The 15,287-nt window shown below is 73.8% G+C and carries 14 protein-coding genes and 1 tRNA gene; 9 read left to right on the forward strand and 6 right to left on the reverse strand.

Translation table 11 applies throughout. The annotated features are described in order from the left end of the window. Positions 1-118 precede the first annotated feature (118 nt). From AB0E07_RS01995 to helR, 4 genes are all read left to right on the forward strand, one after another. The gene (locus tag AB0E07_RS01995; protein WP_362245351.1) at positions 119-2,020 is read left to right on the forward strand and encodes an FAD/NAD(P)-binding protein; all 1,902 of its coding nucleotides are present in this window, start codon (positions 119-121) and stop codon (positions 2,018-2,020) included. A gap of 51 nt (positions 2,021-2,071) precedes the next feature. Beyond that, a complete protein-coding gene (locus AB0E07_RS02000; RefSeq protein ID WP_362245353.1) occupies positions 2,072-2,509 on the forward strand; it encodes a DoxX family protein in 438 nt (145 codons plus the stop codon). A gap of 100 nt (positions 2,510-2,609) precedes the next feature. Further along, entirely contained in the window at positions 2,610-3,212 is a 603-nt protein-coding gene (locus AB0E07_RS02005) for a VTT domain-containing protein (protein ID WP_362245355.1), read from the forward strand. A gap of 204 nt (positions 3,213-3,416) precedes the next feature. Continuing rightward, the gene (gene helR / locus AB0E07_RS02010) at positions 3,417-5,567 is read left to right on the forward strand and encodes an RNA polymerase recycling motor ATPase HelR (protein WP_362245357.1); all 2,151 of its coding nucleotides are present in this window, start codon (positions 3,417-3,419) and stop codon (positions 5,565-5,567) included. On the opposite strand, the gene AB0E07_RS02015 is transcribed toward helR, so the two are convergent. Continuing rightward, entirely contained in the window at positions 5,544-5,891 is a 348-nt protein-coding gene (locus AB0E07_RS02015; RefSeq protein WP_362245359.1) for a hypothetical protein, read from the reverse strand. The genes helR and AB0E07_RS02015 overlap by 24 nt on opposite strands. Before the next feature lie 106 nt (positions 5,892-5,997). Here AB0E07_RS02015 and AB0E07_RS02020 point away from each other — a divergent pair, with 106 nt between their 5' ends. Next, complete coding sequence (locus AB0E07_RS02020; protein WP_362245361.1) at positions 5,998-6,504, forward strand: N-acetyltransferase; 507 nt, start codon at positions 5,998-6,000, stop codon at positions 6,502-6,504. A 109-nt stretch (positions 6,505-6,613) separates the two neighbouring features. Here AB0E07_RS02020 and AB0E07_RS02025 read toward each other — a convergent pair whose 3' ends face one another. Beyond that, entirely contained in the window at positions 6,614-7,510 is an 897-nt protein-coding gene (locus AB0E07_RS02025) for a 2-dehydropantoate 2-reductase (protein WP_362245363.1), read from the reverse strand. Positions 7,511-7,629: 119 nt separating this feature from the next. On the opposite strand from AB0E07_RS02025, the gene AB0E07_RS02030 reads away from it, so the two are divergent. Next, the gene (locus tag AB0E07_RS02030; RefSeq protein ID WP_362245365.1) at positions 7,630-7,860 is read left to right on the forward strand and encodes a DUF2277 domain-containing protein; all 231 of its coding nucleotides are present in this window, start codon (positions 7,630-7,632) and stop codon (positions 7,858-7,860) included. 67 nt (positions 7,861-7,927) lie between these two features. Here the strand turns inward: AB0E07_RS02030 and AB0E07_RS02035 are convergent. Then, positions 7,928-7,999 (reverse strand) — tRNA-Val (locus AB0E07_RS02035). 164 nt (positions 8,000-8,163) lie between these two features. On the opposite strand from AB0E07_RS02035, the gene AB0E07_RS02040 reads away from it, so the two are divergent. From AB0E07_RS02040 to AB0E07_RS02050, 3 genes are all read left to right on the forward strand, one after another. Continuing rightward, entirely contained in the window at positions 8,164-8,934 is a 771-nt protein-coding gene (locus tag AB0E07_RS02040; RefSeq protein ID WP_362245367.1) for a DUF4097 family beta strand repeat-containing protein, read from the forward strand. Positions 8,935-9,011: 77 nt separating this feature from the next. Further along, a complete protein-coding gene (locus tag AB0E07_RS02045) occupies positions 9,012-10,394 on the forward strand; it encodes a hypothetical protein (protein ID WP_362245369.1) in 1,383 nt (460 codons plus the stop codon). 80 nt (positions 10,395-10,474) lie between these two features. Then, entirely contained in the window at positions 10,475-10,687 is a 213-nt protein-coding gene (locus AB0E07_RS02050; protein WP_362245371.1) for a zinc ribbon domain-containing protein, read from the forward strand. A gap of 55 nt (positions 10,688-10,742) precedes the next feature. On the opposite strand, the gene AB0E07_RS02055 is transcribed toward AB0E07_RS02050, so the two are convergent. Genes AB0E07_RS02055 through AB0E07_RS02065 form a run of 3 tightly spaced genes read right to left on the reverse strand, consistent with a single transcriptional unit; the run spans position 10,743 to position 15,208 of the window. Next, the gene (locus AB0E07_RS02055) at positions 10,743-11,555 is read right to left on the reverse strand and encodes an HAD family hydrolase (RefSeq protein ID WP_362245373.1); all 813 of its coding nucleotides are present in this window, start codon (positions 11,553-11,555) and stop codon (positions 10,743-10,745) included. After that, positions 11,555-14,020 (reverse strand): phosphoribosyltransferase, encoded by a 2,466-nt coding sequence (locus AB0E07_RS02060; RefSeq protein ID WP_362245375.1) that lies wholly within the window; start codon positions 14,018-14,020, stop codon positions 11,555-11,557. The genes AB0E07_RS02055 and AB0E07_RS02060 overlap by 1 nt, the downstream gene beginning before the upstream one ends. A gap of 21 nt (positions 14,021-14,041) precedes the next feature. Continuing rightward, entirely contained in the window at positions 14,042-15,208 is a 1,167-nt protein-coding gene (locus tag AB0E07_RS02065) for an HpcH/HpaI aldolase/citrate lyase family protein (protein WP_362245377.1), read from the reverse strand. Positions 15,209-15,287 lie beyond the last annotated feature (79 nt).

A 15,287-nucleotide genomic window follows, 5' to 3' on the forward strand; every position in this document is an offset into this window, starting at 1 on the left:
GCACCCCCCGGCGACGGCATGATGAGGCGGACCGTCCGCTTCCGGTGGGGCCATCGGGCGCCGCCGTACGGCGGGCGGTCCGCCCGCCCATGCGCCCCACCGCCCGGGAGTCACCGTCTTGCCCGCACAGCCCACGGCCCCCGCACCCGTCTCCGTCGCCGTGGTCGGCGCCGGCCCGCGCGGCACCGGCGTACTGGAACGCCTCTGCGCCTCCGCCCCCGAACTCCTGCCGCCCGGAGCCCGGTTGACGGTCCACATGGTCGATCCGGCGCCGCCCGGAGCGGGCCGCGTATGGCGCACCGACCAGTCGCCCGAACTGCTGATGAACACCGTGGCCTGCCAGGTCACCCTGTTCACCGACGCCAGCGTGGACTGCGCGGGCCCGCTGCGGCCCGGCCCCAGCCTGTACGAGTGGGCGGGCGGCACGCTCGGGCCGGACGAGTACCCGACCCGCGCCCAGTACGGCCGCTACCTGGAGTGGGTGTTCGCCCGCACGGTCCGCGAGGCACCGCCCTCGGTGGAGGTACGGACCCACGCGGCGCGCGCGACCCGGCTCGACGACACCCCCGACGGCCACCAGACCCTCACGCTCGACGACGGACGCGCGCTGACCGGCCTGTCCGCCGTCGTGCTGGCCCAGGGCCACCTGCCCACGGCACCCGACGCCCCGCAGCGCCGCCTCTCCGCGTACGCCGGGCGGCACGGCCTGCGCCATGTCCCGCCCGCCAACCCGGCCGACGTCGACCTGTCGGCCGTACCCCCGGGCGAGCCGCTGCTGCTGCGCGGGCTGGGCCTGAACTTCTTCGACCACCTGGCACTGCTGACCCGGGGCAGGGGCGGCCGGTTCGTCCGCGCCGGAGGGCGGCTGCGCTATCTGCCCTCGGGCAACGAGCCCCGTCTGTACGCCGGTTCGCGGCGCGGCCTGCCGTACCAGGCGCGCGGTGACAACGCCAAGGGCCCCTACGGTCGCCATCTCCCGCTGGTCCTGACCTCCGAGGTGATCGCCGGCTTCCGCGCGCGGGCCGGGTCCGGGCGGGCCCCGGACTTCCTCGCGGAGATATGGCCGCTGGTGGCGAAGGAGGTGGAGTCGGTCTACTACTCCGCCCTGCCCGGGACGCCCCCGGAGTTCACCGGCCGCTTCCTGGCGACCGCGCACCGCGGCCCCGAAGAGGCGGCGCTGCTGGACGAGTTCGGGATTCCCGAGGCGGACCGCTGGTCCTGGGACCGGATCTCGCGGCCCTACGCGGGCACCCGGTTCGGCGGGCCCGGGGCGTGGCGCGGGTGGCTGCTGGCGTATCTGCGCGAGGACGCCCGGCAGGCCGCCCTGGGCAATGTGGCGGGCCCGCTCAAGGCGGCTCTGGACGTCCTGCGGGACCTGCGCAACGAACTGCGGCGGATCGTGGACCACGGCGGACTGTCCGGCGCCTCCCGCCGGGACCACCTGGACCGCTGGTACACGCCGCTGAACGCCTTCCTCTCCATCGGCCCGCCCCGGCGCCGGGTGGAGGAGCTGACCGCGCTGCTGGAGGCGGGGACCGTGGAGGTGCTCGGGCCCCGGTTGGAGGTGCGCGAGGAGGACGGGGCCTGGGTCGCGCACTCCCCCGAGGTGCCGGGCTCGGCGGTCCGTGTCACCACGCTCGTGGAGGCCCGGCTGCCGGAACCGGACCTGCGCCGCACCTCCGACGAACTCCTCGCCCGGCTGCTGAAGACCGGGCAGTGCCGTCCGCACACGGTCGACGGCCACGAGACCGGCGGACTGGACGTGACCGAGCGGCCGTACCGCCTGAGGGACCGTCAAGGCAAGCCGCACCGGGCCCGGTTCGCCTTCGGCGTGCCGACGGAGGGCGTGCACTGGGTGACCGCGGCCGGCGCCCGGCCGGGCGTGGACTCCGTCACGCTCGCGGACGCCGACGCGGTGGCGCGGGCCGCGCTGCGGGCGGCGGGATCGCACACGATCGGCCAACCGGAGGCGGATGTTCGGCTGAATGTTGAACTTGCAAGCACGGTTAGGCGTACCTAACCTGGGGAACTCACAGCAACTCCCACCCCCCACGTCCCAAGGAGTTCCCCCATGACCGGACGCCTCGACAGCGCCCAGCCCTACGCCCTCGGACTGTTCCGGATAGTCGTCGGGCTGCTCTTCACCTGCCACGGCGCCGCCTCCCTGTTCGGCGTGCTGGGCGGCAGCAGCGTCGAGACCGGCGCCTGGCCCAACTGGTACGCCGCCGTCATCGAGTTGGTCGGCGGCGCCCTGGTCCTGCTCGGGCTCGCCACCCGCGCCGCCGCCTTCGTCTCCTCCGGCGCGATGGCGTACGCCTACTTCAAGGTCCACCAGCCGGAGGCCCTGTGGCCCATCCAGAACTCCGGCGAGGGCGCCGCGATGTACTGCTGGGCGATGTTCCTGCTGATCTTCACCGGCTCCGGCGCCTTCGGCCTGGACCGGCTGTTCGCCCGGCGCTCCCCCGCGCCGGGCGAGCCCGCCGTGGAGCGGACCCCCACCCCGGCCTGACCGGGTGAACATCACGTATTGAGCACACGAGCCCCCTGTGAACCCCCCGTCACTTCCCGCGGCGTACGCTGTACAGCCACGGGGGAAACGGGGAGTCGGGGTGCTGGAGAGTTTCGAAAGTGTGGGGTCACTGACCGCCAGTCCATGGATCTACGGGGTGGTGGCCCTGTCGGTCCTGCTGGACGTGTTCCTGCCGGTCCTGCCGAGCGGTGTGCTGGTGATCATGGCCGCCACCGCCGCGGCGGCGGGCACGGCGGCGGAGGTGCCCGACATCCTGGCGCTCACGCTCTGCGCCACGACCGCGTCCGTGCTGGGCGACCTGGTGGCCTACCGCCTCGCCTGGCACGGCGGCACCCGGCTGAGCCGGACCATCGCCCGCTCCCGGCGGCTGACCCTCGCGCAGGAACGTCTCGGCGCCGCGCTGGCCCGTGGCGGCGGCGCCCTGGTCGTCCTCGCCCGCTTCGCCCCGGCCGGCCGCTCGGTGGTCTCCTTCTGCGCCGGCGCGGCACACCGGCGGGCCCGTGACTTCCTGCCCTGGTCGGCGCTGGCCGGTCTGTCCTGGGCCGCCTACAGCGTCGCCCTCGGCTACTTCGGCGCGCAGTGGATGGGGGCCGGCTGGCTGGCCACGGGGGTGTCCCTGGGGGCGCTGGCGGCGGCGGGCGCGGGAGCGACGTATCTGGTGCGGCGGCGTCCGGCGGCCTGAGGGGCCGGGCCCGCTCACGAGGAAAGCCCGCTCAGGAAGAAAGGCCGCCCGCAGAGAGGGACCGCTCAAAAAAGAAAAGCAAGGGAGTCGCATCCCTTGCCACTCTCAACTTATAGCGCACGGGGGGCCTTGCGGCAAGGCCCCCCTGGTGCCTCAGAATCACTCATCCAACGCCCGTAGCTGCGGAAATGAGTGATTCCCGAAGTGACTGCCCCCCTGGTTGACAGCGCGTTCGACCTGCCCGACCGCCTCGCCGCCAAGGCGGACCCCGCGCTGATCGCCGCCGACGAGCGGCAGTTCACGGCCGTCGCGGAGAGCCTGGAGCAGACGGTCGCCGAACTGTCCGACCGCCTCGCCACCGAACTGAGGGCTCCCGGCGGCTCCGGGCGCGCGGCGATGGACCGGGACGCCGAGGTCCACCGGCTCACCTCCCGGCTGCGCGTCCTGCGCCGCTTCGGACTCGACCTGGTCCTGGGCCGCATCGTCGGCGCCGACGGCCGGCCCGTCTACATCGGCCGGTTCGGCCTGACCGACCGCGCGGGCGAGCGGCTGCTGATCGACTGGCGCTCCCCCGCGGCCGAGCCGTTCTTCGCCGCGACCCACGCCAGCCCGATGGGCCTGGCCAGCCGCCGTCGCTACCGCTGGCAGGGCGGCCGGATCAGCGACTACTGGGACGAGGTGTTCACCGCCGACGGCCGCGAGGGACACGCCGCCCTCGACGACCAGTCCGCCTTCATCGCCACGCTGGGCGCGGGCCGCTCGGACCGGATGCGGGACGTGCTGGCGACCATCCAGTCCGACCAGGACGCCATCGTCCGCGCCGGGTCGCGCGGCGCCCTCGTCGTCGACGGCGGCCCGGGCACCGGCAAGACCGTCGTCGCCCTGCACCGCTCCGCCTACCTCCTCTACTCCGACCCGCGGCTCGGCGGTCGGCGCGGCGGCCTGCTCTTCGTCGGCCCGCACCAGCCGTATCTGTCGTACGTCTCCGACGTGCTGCCGAGCCTCGGTGAGGAGGGCGTGCGGACCTGCACCGTGCGCGACCTGGTCGCCGAGGGCGCCGAGGCCCGGGAGGAGACCGACCCCGAGGTGGCGCGGCTGAAGTCCGCCGCGGACCTGGTGCGCGGCATCGAGAAGGCGGTCCGGTTCTACGAGGAGCCGCCCACCGACGCGATGACGGTGAGCACCCCGTGGGGCGACGTGCCCCTGACGGCCACCGACTGGGCGGAGGCCTTCGAGGCCCCCGGGCCGGGCGTCCCGCACAACGAGGCCCGTGAGCTGATCCGGGAGGAGCTGTCCACGATCCTGCTGGACAAGCTCGACGCCGAGGTGCCGTTCGACCGGTTCCACCAGGCGCTGCTGCACGACACCGAGCTGGTCGGGGCGCTCGACCGGGCCTGGCCGCTCGTCGAGGCGGCCGACCTCGTCGGCGACCTGTGGTCGGTCCCGGCCTATCTGCGGCTGTGCGCGCCGTGGCTCTCCCCCGAGGAGGTCCGCGCGCTCCAGCGCAAGGAGGCGCCGCACGCCTGGACGGTGGCGGACCTGCCCCTGCTGGACGCGGCCCGGCAGCGGCTCGGCGACCCCGGCGCGGCCCGGCGCCGGCGGCGGCAGCAGGCCACGCTGGCGGCGCAGCGCGAGCGGATGGCGCAGGTCGTGGAGAACCTGATCGCCGCCGACCACGACGGCGAGGGTCTGATGACCCAGCTGCGGCGGGAGGATTTCCGGCGCAACCTCGTCGACGAGTCCGAGCTGGTCACCGCCGACCCCGATCTGCTGGCCGGTCCGTTCGCGCACATCGTGGTGGACGAGGCGCAGGAACTGACCGACGCGGAGTGGCAGATGCTGCTGCAACGCTGCCCGTCGCGGAGCTTCACCATCGTCGGCGACCGGGCCCAGGCTCGGCACGGATTCACCGAGTCCTGGCGGGAGCGGCTCGAACGGATCGGCCTGGACCGGATCGAGGTGGCCTCCCTCAGCGTCAACTACCGCACCCCGGAGGAGGTCATGGCGGAGGCGGCACCGGTGATCCGGGCGGCCCTGCCGGACGCCAACGTGCCGACCTCCGTGCGCAGTTCGGGGATCCCGGTGCTGCACGGCCGGCTCGCGGGCCGGGACGTGGTGCTCGCCGAGTGGCTCGCCGCGCACGAGGAGGGCGTCGCCTGCGTGATCGGCGACCCGTCGTTCCGGGCGACCTCCCGGGTCCGGTCGCTGACGCCGGAACTGTCGAAGGGGCTGGAGTTCGACCTGGTGGTCGTGGTCGAGCCGGAGCGGTTCGGGGAGGGGATCGAGGGAGCGGTGGACCGCTATGTGGCGATGACGCGGGCGACGCAGCGGCTAGTCGTCCTCACCGGCGCCTGACGTCTCGTGCGCGTGCTTGGCCCGCATCCGGGCGTCGACGCGGTCCGCCGCGGCGACCTCGGCCCAGAAGCGGTGGGTGCTGACGAACACGGCGAGTTCGTGCTCGCGCCGCCGGAGCTTCTCCACGGCCGCCTGCTCGTCGGCGGTCCAGCCGGGGGAAGCGGGGCGCTCGATCCTGCGCCAGCCGTGGTCGTCGCTGAATCCGTCCAGCGGCTCCACCGACCAGGGCAGGCTCTTGAGCAGGGCCGACAGCTCGGCCCTGACCTGGTGCAGCTCCTCCTGACCGGCCAGGAGGTCACTCGGAAAGTCATAGGTCGTAGCCACGTCGGCAATGGTACGCCTGTTCGATTTTGAGAGGCGAGTTGCTTCGCGGGGTTCATTCGAACGGGTGCGTCATCGCGCCGCGCTGACCGACGCCCAAAATGGAGGGATGCACTCACACTGGACCGCCCGCCCCGAGACGGCCGCCGACATCGACGCCGTACGTGACATCGTCCTGGCCGCCTTCGACACCCCGCTGGAGGCCGACCTGGTGGACGCGCTGCGCGCCGACGAGGCCTGGATCGACGGCCTGTCCCACGTCACCACCGACGCCGACGGCACCCTCGTCGGCCACGCCCTGCTGACCCGCTGCCGCATCGACGACGTACCGGCCCTCTGCCTCGCCCCCGTCGCGGTCCACCCGGACCACCAGGGGCAGGGCGCCGGAGCGGTGGCGATCCGCTCCGCCCTGGAGGCGGCCCGGGAGCTGGGCGAGGACTTCGTCACGGTCCTGGGCCACCACGCCTACTACCCGCGCTTCGGCTTCGAGCGAGCCGCCGCACACCGCATCCGAGCCCCCTTCGACGTCCCGGAGGAAGCCCTGATGGCCCTCAGCCTCCGGGCGGCCCCGCTCCCACCCGGCACGATCCACTACGCCAAGCCGTTCGGCATCTGACCTCGCCGCCGGTACGGGTACGGGCCCGGCCCGGCAGGCGGCGAGCCTGCCGGGCCGGATGAGTGGCGGCCCTCCGGCGGGAATGGCGGGCCTCCGGCGGGAGGGCAGCTCAGTGCCCCGCCGCCCTCAGTTCGCCCACCAGCCGGGACGTCACCGGCACCGGTACCGCGTGGCGGTCCGCCGCACGCAGCAGGGCGCCGCCGATGGCGTCGAGTTCCAGGGGCCGCCCCGCCTCGGCGTCCCGCTGCATGGAGGAGCGGGTGGTCGCCGGGAACGCGTCGTAGCGTGCGAGGGCCTGCGCCGGATCGGCGGGGCCCCCGCACGCCCGGCTGACCGCGGCGGTCTCCTCGACCAGCGCCGTCAGCTCCTCCCGGTACCGGGTGCGCACCTCGCCCAGCGGCAGGGCGTGCCGGGTGGTGAGCAGCGCGAACGGCGCGAGGAACGACATCTTCGCCCAGAGTGCCGCCGTCTCGTCCGCCACGACCCGGGTGACGGGCCCGGCCGCCCCGAGCGCCTCGGCGAGCGCGTCCAGCCGCCCGCGATCGACCGTGTCACCGGCCAGATCGACCTCGGCGAACGGACTGCCGTGCTCGATCACCCCGGGGGCGACCCGGGTGGACTCCACCCGGATGACGCCGGGCGCGACCAGATCGGCCCGGTACTGCTCCCGCAGCACGGCGGGATGCTCGACCCCGTTGAGGAACGGTACGAGGAGGGCATCGCCCAGAACCTTGGCCGGAATCCGCTCCAGGGCCGCGTCGAGGGAGGTCTGCTTGACCCCGATCAGACAGGCGTCCACCGGCTCGCGCAGCTCGGTGTCGGCCTCCACGCGCGCGGTGAAGTCGCCGTAGAGACCGGAGCGGACCCGGAGCCCGGAGTCGCGCAGCACCTCGGCGGTCCCCTCGCCCGCCAGGCAGACGACCCGGTGTCCGGCACGGGAGAGCAGGGCCCCGAGCAGGCCACCGATCCCGCCGGGCCCGAGTATCGCGATGCTGAGACTGGTCATGGTCGTACGTCCTCTCGCCGGTCGGCCCCGTCGGTCCGGTGGCCGCCTCAGCGGCGATCATGGCAGACCCCTCGGGCACGGGGACGCGGATTGTCAGTGCCGCGCGCAAGACTGGACACATGTGCCGAAGCATCAAGACACTCCGCCCGCCGGCGTTGCCCGAAGAGGCCACCGAGGACGACATCAGGGCCGCGGCCCTCCAGTACGTCCGCAAGGTCTCCGGCTTCCGCGCCCCCGCCGCCCACAACCGCGAGGTCTTCGACCAGGCCGTCGACGCCGTCGCCCGGGCCACCGCGGACCTCCTCGACCATCTGGAGGTGCGCGGCCACCCCGCCCGCAGCGCGAGCTGACGCCGGCCGGAACGAGCAAGAGGCCCCCCGGGATTCCCGGGAGACCTCTGCCTGCTTCGTACTTCGGTGGGCGCGGACGGTTTCGAACCGCCGACATCCTGCTTGTAAGGCAGGCGCTCTACCCCTGAGCTACGCACCCGTGACGAGTCGACAGCGTACCTTGCCCGGGGCACTGCCCCGCAAACCCGGGGGTTAACCCCACCCGGGATCCGGGAGCGTCCCGGATCCCGCCGCGGGGCGGGGGTTCGTACGGTCGGAGTGGTTCGTCGTTCCGTTCCGGATTCCGTACAGGGGGAGGCCGTCATGGCCCGTGGTGGTGTGGCTCGTGCCGTGGTCGCAGGGGGTGTCCTGCTGCTGGCGGGTGCGGGGGTGGCCGGGTGCGGCGCCTCCGCGGAGGACGACAGGGAACCCGAGCGGCGTGCCTTCGCGCTCCAGGGGAGCACCCTCGTGGTCGACTCCGACGACTCCGCGCTGGAGATCGTCGCCGCCGAGGGGCACACGGCGGGCGAGGTCGAGGTGACGCGGTGGTTCAAGGGCTCGGTCGTCGTGGGCGACGAGCCCGAGGTGACCTGGCGGATGGCGGGCGACCGGCTGACGCTGCGGATGCGGTGCTCGGGAGTGATCGCCGACTGCTCCGCCCGGCACCGGATCGAGGTGCCGCGCGGTGTCGCCGTACGCGTCGAGGACGGCGACGGCAGCGTCCGCGCCCGGGGCTTCGAGGACGCCCTGGACATCCGTACCGGCGACGGGTCGGTGCACGTCACCGACACCAGCGGGCCGCTGCGGGTGCGCACCGGGGACGGCTCGGTGCGCGCCGAGGTCGACTCGCGCGAGGTCCGCGCGCAGACCGGCGACGGCTCGGTACGGCTCGAACTCGGCGTCGTACCGGACCTGGTGGAGTCCCGCACCGGCGACGGCTCCGTGACGATCGAGGTGCCGAGGGCCACGTACCGGGTGACCACGGAGACGGGGGACGGCGGGGTCGACGTCGACGTCCCGCGGGACGAGCGGAGCGGGCATGTGGTCACCGCCCGGACCGGCGACGGCAAAGTCACCGTCCGAACCGCGAACTAACCGGCCCGTGTGTTCGTCCTTAACCGGTGGGAGAATGACAGCGCCGGGCAGGGCGGACCACAGCACGGGAGAGGGATGTGACGGCGACACCATCGCAGCCGTACTCGCCGTTGACGCCGCGCGCGCCCCGTCCCGTGCGGCGCGCTCTCGCGGACACCCTCACCCTGGTCGCGCTGCCGCTCGCCGCTGCGCTCGCGCTCCCCGCCGCGTTCGCCGGCGGCGGCACCAGGCGCTGGTTCGGCGGGCGCGCCGAGAGCCAGCGGGCCGAGGCGCAGGCGGCGAAGGACGCGGCCGCCGCCGCCTTCTACGAACTCGACACCGCCCAGCGGGATCTGCGGATCTCGATAGAGACCATCACGGCCGTCGACGACTCCCCCGCGGCCCGGCGCGCGGTCACCGACTTCGAGGCGGTCAGCAGGCGGATCGACGAGGTCTCCCACCAGTACATCGAGGCCGTCGACGCCCACGACCTGGACCGGGACGACCTGGAGGCGTCGGCCGCCGTCCGCGCGCGCACGGAGCTGACCAGGGCCAAGGACGAGCTGACGAACGTCAAGCGGGAGCTGGACCGCTTCGAGCAGAGTCTGGGACCGCTGCTCGGCAAGGCGGAGACCCAGCTGGCCCGGCTCGCGCCCGCCGTGGAGCGGGCCCGGCAGGGGCTGCTCGCCGCCTCCAACGCGCTGGACACGGCCCGCGGGTCGGGGCTGAAGGCGGACGACCTTGCCGCCCGGCTGGCGGCGCTCGCCCCGGAGCTGACCAAGCTGAACCAGGGCGCGGGGCAGCACGGCGTACCGCAGACGCTGGAGCGGGCCGAGCGGGTCGCGCGGGAGGCCGGGGCGGTGCGCGCGGAGGCCGAGCGGCTGCCGGAGCGGGCCGCCGAGATCGACCACCGGCTGGTCTCCCTGCGGACCCGGGCGCAGGCCCTGACCACCCGGTCCGAGCAGGTCGAGCCGATCCTCAGCGAGCTGCGCCGCAGATTCGCGGTGGCCTGCTGGCAGGACCTCCAGGGCGTGCCGGACCAGGCGCTGGAGAACGTGCGGCAGGCCGAGACGAAGCTGCGGGAGGCGGGCGCGGCGCGGGACGAGCAGCGGTGGCCGGACGCGACGGCCCTGCTGTCGACGGTCCGCGCGCTGCTGAACTCCACCGACGAGTCGGTCTCCGCGGCCGGGGACCGGCTGCGCCGGCTGAACGCGGTGCAGAAGGATCCGCAGGCGGAGATCGAGCGGACCCGGTTCGCCGTCCGGGACGCCCAGCGGCTGGCGATGGCCGGACGGAACACGCCCGATCCGCGGCACGCACGCCCGCTGGACGACTCGGTGGCCCGGCTGGACCGGGCCTTGGGGACGCTGGAGGGACGGCATCCGGACTACTGGCACTTCCTGACGGAGCTGGAGGGCGTCCGTCAGGCGGTGGCCCGGGTCGTGTCGCAGATCCGCGAGGAGCGCGGCGCGGGCCACTGAGGTGTGCTGGGGCAACCCGCCGCGGTCCCGGTCCGGGAAGGGCTCTGTGGCGTTCGGGCGGCGCCGGTTAACCTGTCGGCATGCCTCGCTATGACTACCGGTGCCGGACCTGCGGCGACACCTTCGAACTCAGCCGCCCGATGGCCCAGTCCTCCGACCCCGCGGCCTGCCCGGCGGGACACGAGGACAGCGTGAAACTGCTGTCGACGGTGGCCGTGGGCGGAACGGCGAGCGCCCCCGCGCCCCAGGGGGGCGGCGGAGGCGGCTGCTGCGGTGGCGGCTGCTGCGGCTGACGGCCGTACGGGGCGGCCCTGAAACGGCCCGCCCCGACACCCCTCCCAACGCCCCTTACCTGGCCTCCCGCGCCGCCCTGAGGAACTCCCGCAGGATGCGCTCACCCGCGAGCACGCCCCGCTCCGGCAGCGCGGCGAGGGCCGGTGCCGTCCAGTCGGCCTCGGCCAGTTCCCCGTGCCCGGGGCGCCAGCCCCGGTCCGCCGCGAGGAGCAGGTCCGCGTCGAGGAGCGAGTCGCCGGCCGCCAGGGTGAGGTCGGCCCCGGTGCGCCGGGCCAGTTCACGCATCGCGGCGCTCTTGGTGAGCGGCTTCGGCACGGCGTAGATCTTGCGGCCCTGGAGGGAGACGGTCCAGCCCCGGTTCTCCGCCCATACGGCGAGTTCCTTCACCCACTCCTCGGGCAGCAGTTCGCGTTCCACGACGAGGTAGGCGAACAGGTCCTCGGCGATCCGGTGCTTGCGCACCCAGACCGGGTCCGCGGTGGCCATGAGGTGGTCGCGGATCTCGTCGAGGGGCGCGCACTCCTCGGCCAGCCGGGCGAGGACCCGGCCGTGCCAGTCGGCGTCGGTGACACCGTCCACCAGCAGGTGCCCGCCGTTGGCGCAGATCGCGTACTTCGGGGGCGGACCGGGCAGGTTGATGCGCTGGTACTGCTTGCGGGTGCGGGTCGTGGTGGGCACGAACACCGCCGCGTCGCCGAGTTCCGCCAGCAACCGGGCGGCGGTCTCCGTCATGAACGACAGGGGCCTGCTCTCGTGCACCTCCACGCAGAGCAGCCGGGGCGCCCGCGGGTCCGGCATGGTCAGCGCGAGGGCCCCCGAGGAGTAGATGAGGGTACGGTCCAGGTCACTCGCCACCAGCACCGGCATCAGGCGGTCACCGCCCGGCCGTCGGCGCCCGTCGCCCCGCGTGTGTACTTCGGGTGGATCAATCCCACACAGGTGTACGGCAGTTCGGCGACCTCTTCCACCGGAACCCCTCTCTGTTCGGCGAGCAGTCGGACATGGTTCAGGTCGGCGCCGGCACCGGCCCGCGCCAGGATCTTCCAGGGCACCCGGCGCAGCAGCACCCGGGTGGTCTCGCCGACGCCGGGCTTGACCAGGTTGACGTCGTGGATGCCGTACTCCTCGCTGATCCGCTCGACCGCCGCCCAGCCCTCCCAGGTCGGGGTGCGGTCGGCCGACAGCAGCTCCTTCGCGCGGGCGTCGACGGCGTCGGCGACCTCGGCGAAGCGGGCGGAGACGGCGTCCAGGAAGTCCACCGACACGTCGGCACCGGCGAGTTCGCGGTAGTACTTCGCGCCGTGGAAGTCGTTCGGCCCGACCAGGTCCGCGCGCAGGACGGTGCGCGAGATCAGGCCGGACACGGTGGAGTTGAGGCAGGCCGACGGGATCAGGTAGTCCTCGCGGGTGCCGTAGGTCCGCACGCAGGAGCCCGGGTCGGCGAGGACGGCGATCTCCGGGTCGAAGCCGGTGATGCCCTCGACGGCCTCGAACTCCTCGATGGCGACGGCCAGTTCGCGGGTGATGGCGCCCTTGCCGGTCCAGCCGTCGACGAAGACGACGTCCCTGGGGTCGTGGTGGGCGGCCAGCCAGCGCAGCGCGTTGGCGTCGATGCCGCGGCCGCGCACGATGGACACCGCGTAGTGCGGCAGGTCCAGGCCGTGGCGGTGCTGGGCCCAGCGGCGCATCAGGACGCCGACCGGGGTGCCGGCGCGGGCCAGTGAGACCAGCACCGGGCGGGGCGACCGCTCGGCGAGCACGACCTCCGTGACCGCGCCGACGGCCTCGGCGAGCCGGTCCGCCGACTCCTCCAGCGCGTCCTGGAACAGCTGCTGGTACCGGGCGCTCGGCTGGTACTCCACCGGCAGGGACTCCGCGTAGTGGGCGCCGCCGCTCTGGATGGCCTCCTCGCGCTCCTCGGTCGGCGCCTCCAGGGTGACCTCGGAGAGGTCCTGGAGCAGCCAGCCCACCTCCTCGGGCGGGTACGAGGAGAAGGCGGGGCCGCGGAGGGGCTCGGGCAGCATCGAGGGCCTTTCGGGTACGTACAGCGGCTCGGGGACGTAGGACGGCACGACCGCGAGCAGCACGTGCGGGGCGTGCGCGGCGAGCCCGTCGAGCAGGCCGCCGGGGGCGTGCAGCCCGTCGGTGTCGGCGGTGGAGTCGACGACGGCGACGACGGTGTCGAATCCGGCGCCGGCGACGTTGTAGGCGTAGCGGTCGCCCGGCCCGTCGGCGGGGTCGTCGTGCGCGGGGAAGACGAGGCGGCTGCGGATGGCGTAGCCGGGGTCGTCGACCGCGAGGACGGGTGAGCGGGTGGTGGTGGAGTAGCGGACCTCGGCGTGGGTGAGCTGTTCCAGCTCACGGGCGAGGCGGAGGGGGGCGTACATCAGCTCTTCGAAGCCGAGGACGAGGACGCGCCGGGCGTCCTCGGGTATCGCCTCGGCGAGGCGGGCCGACATGGCGGGCAGGGCCGCTTCGAGGCGGTCCCGGTGGGCGGGGGTGAAGCCGTGCCGGCCGCCGTCGGGGAGGCCGCGGGGCCAGTGCAGGTCGACCCGGGTGGCGCGGCCGTGCGGCGGGTCGGCGGGAGCGGGGGGCGCCTGCGGGCCGGTGCGCTCCTCGTGCTCGGCGACGAGCCGCCGCCCCTTCTCCAGGACCCCCTCGGGCAGGCTCACCGTCCCGGAGGCGGCCGCGACCAGGTCCACGCGGGCGCCGATCTCCCGGGCGAACTCCTCCAGGCGCCCGGCGTCCGCCGCCGAGCGCATGTCGACCAGCGCGACCACGACGTAGCGCCGTCTGGGGTAGCGCTCGTGCAGGTCGCGGATGGTGTTCAGGACGGTGTTGCCGGTGGAGAACTCGTCGTCGACGAGGACCAGCGGGCCGTCGCCGACGAGCAGGGCCGGGTCCTCGGGCAGCAGCAGATGGGAGGTGGCGTGCGAGTGGGACTCCTCGAAGCCGCCCGCCGGGGCGACACCGGGGACCGGGCGGCGGGTGGAGTGCAGGTACGGGGCGAGGCCGAGGCCGTCGGCGACCGAGTGGCCGAGGCCGGTGGCGGTCTCCGCGTAGCCGAGGACGACGGCGTCGGCCGCCTGCTCGGCGCCCAGCAGCTCGCGCACGCGCCGCCCGAGGGCGAGGCCGTGTCCGTAGACCACGGCCGGCGACTGCGGGATGTGTTTGCCGAGCACATGGGAGACGAGCAGGTGCGCCCGCTTGGGGTTGCGGCGCAGCGCGAGACCCAGCAGGTCCTTCAGCGTGTCGTCGCCCAGGAGTCCGACCCCGAGCCGCTCCGCGACCCAGGTGCCGGACCAGACCCCGTTGTTCACTGCCTTGTTCATGCGTCCCTTGGTTGTCAGGTGTCAGCCGGGGATTCCGGCGGCGAGCAGCTCGACGAAGCCGACGTCCTCGTTGGCCACACCGAAGACCTCGGCGCGCAGCAGGGTCCGCTCGGCCCAGGCGCGGTGCGGCTTCACCTCGTTCATCTTGTTCGTGTACGCCGACCGCATGACGCCCCCGCCGCCGCGCTCGGGGCGCAGGATGTCCTGGGCGTCACTGAACTCCTCGTGACTGACCACGGACAGTGCGTGCACGGCGGGTACGTGGGAGGGGTGGATGCAGGTCTTGCCGGTGAGGCCGTTGGCCTGGTCGAGGGCGATCTCGCGGAGCAGGCCGTCCATGGCGTGCTCGATGAGGACCTCGCGCAGTTCCTCGGCCCGCCCCTCCAGGAAGGGGCTGCGCCGCAGCTGGGGCTTGAACATGCGTTCCTGCACGCGGAAGTACTCCCACACCGGGCCGGTGACGGTGAAGCCGGTGCCGTCGGCGCGGCCGAGCATGTTGACCACGTCGGCGATGACGGAGGCGACGATCTGCACGTCGTACGCCGTCATGTCGGGGGCCCGGCGCAGTCCGTAGGAGGAGCAGAAGTCGGTCACGCCGAGCCGGAGCGCGAGCACCCTCTCACGGTACTTGTCGACCGCCCGGGAGATCCCCTCCAGCGTCTCCACCCGGGACTCGCGGAAGAGCAGCTCGGGGGATTCCAGCACGGGCATGGCGAACAGGCGCCGCCCACTGGCCGCCTCGGCGTCGGCCACCGCCTCCAGGAACGGCATGCCGCGTTCCTCGGTGAACTTCGGCAGTACGAAACCGGACAGCAGCCGGGCCGCGGGGCCGAGGCGCCGGACCAGGTCGGGGATCTGCTCGGGGGCGCGGACCCGGACGAACAGCAGCGGCACATCCGCCCGCTCCCGGCCCGCGAGGTCGGTGAACTGCCGGACGAGGTTCTCCTCGCCCGCGGCGACGTCCTCGTCCCCGATCGAGTCCTCCAGGCACAGCACCATCGAGACCACGCCACGTGCGGCCTGTTTCAGGACGTCGTCGGCCAGCCGCGGGCGGGTGGCCGGGCTGTACAGGGTGGCGCCCAGGGCCGCGGAGAGCAGCCGGGCCGGGGAGTCCGCGTCGAACTCGCACGGCTCCTGGTGGAAGAGGCGCTGCCGCACCTCAGGGGCGATGTGCCCGAAATGACGCATAGAACTCCCCCGTGGCGGCTTGAGCGGCTCCTGTGAACCGTTCACAGGTGGCCGGTAATAGTACGTAGATACCCATGTC

It is taken from the genome of Streptomyces sp. NPDC048002, from assembly GCF_040653275.1.
In the GTDB taxonomy this organism is placed as follows: domain Bacteria; phylum Actinomycetota; class Actinomycetes; order Streptomycetales; family Streptomycetaceae; genus Streptomyces.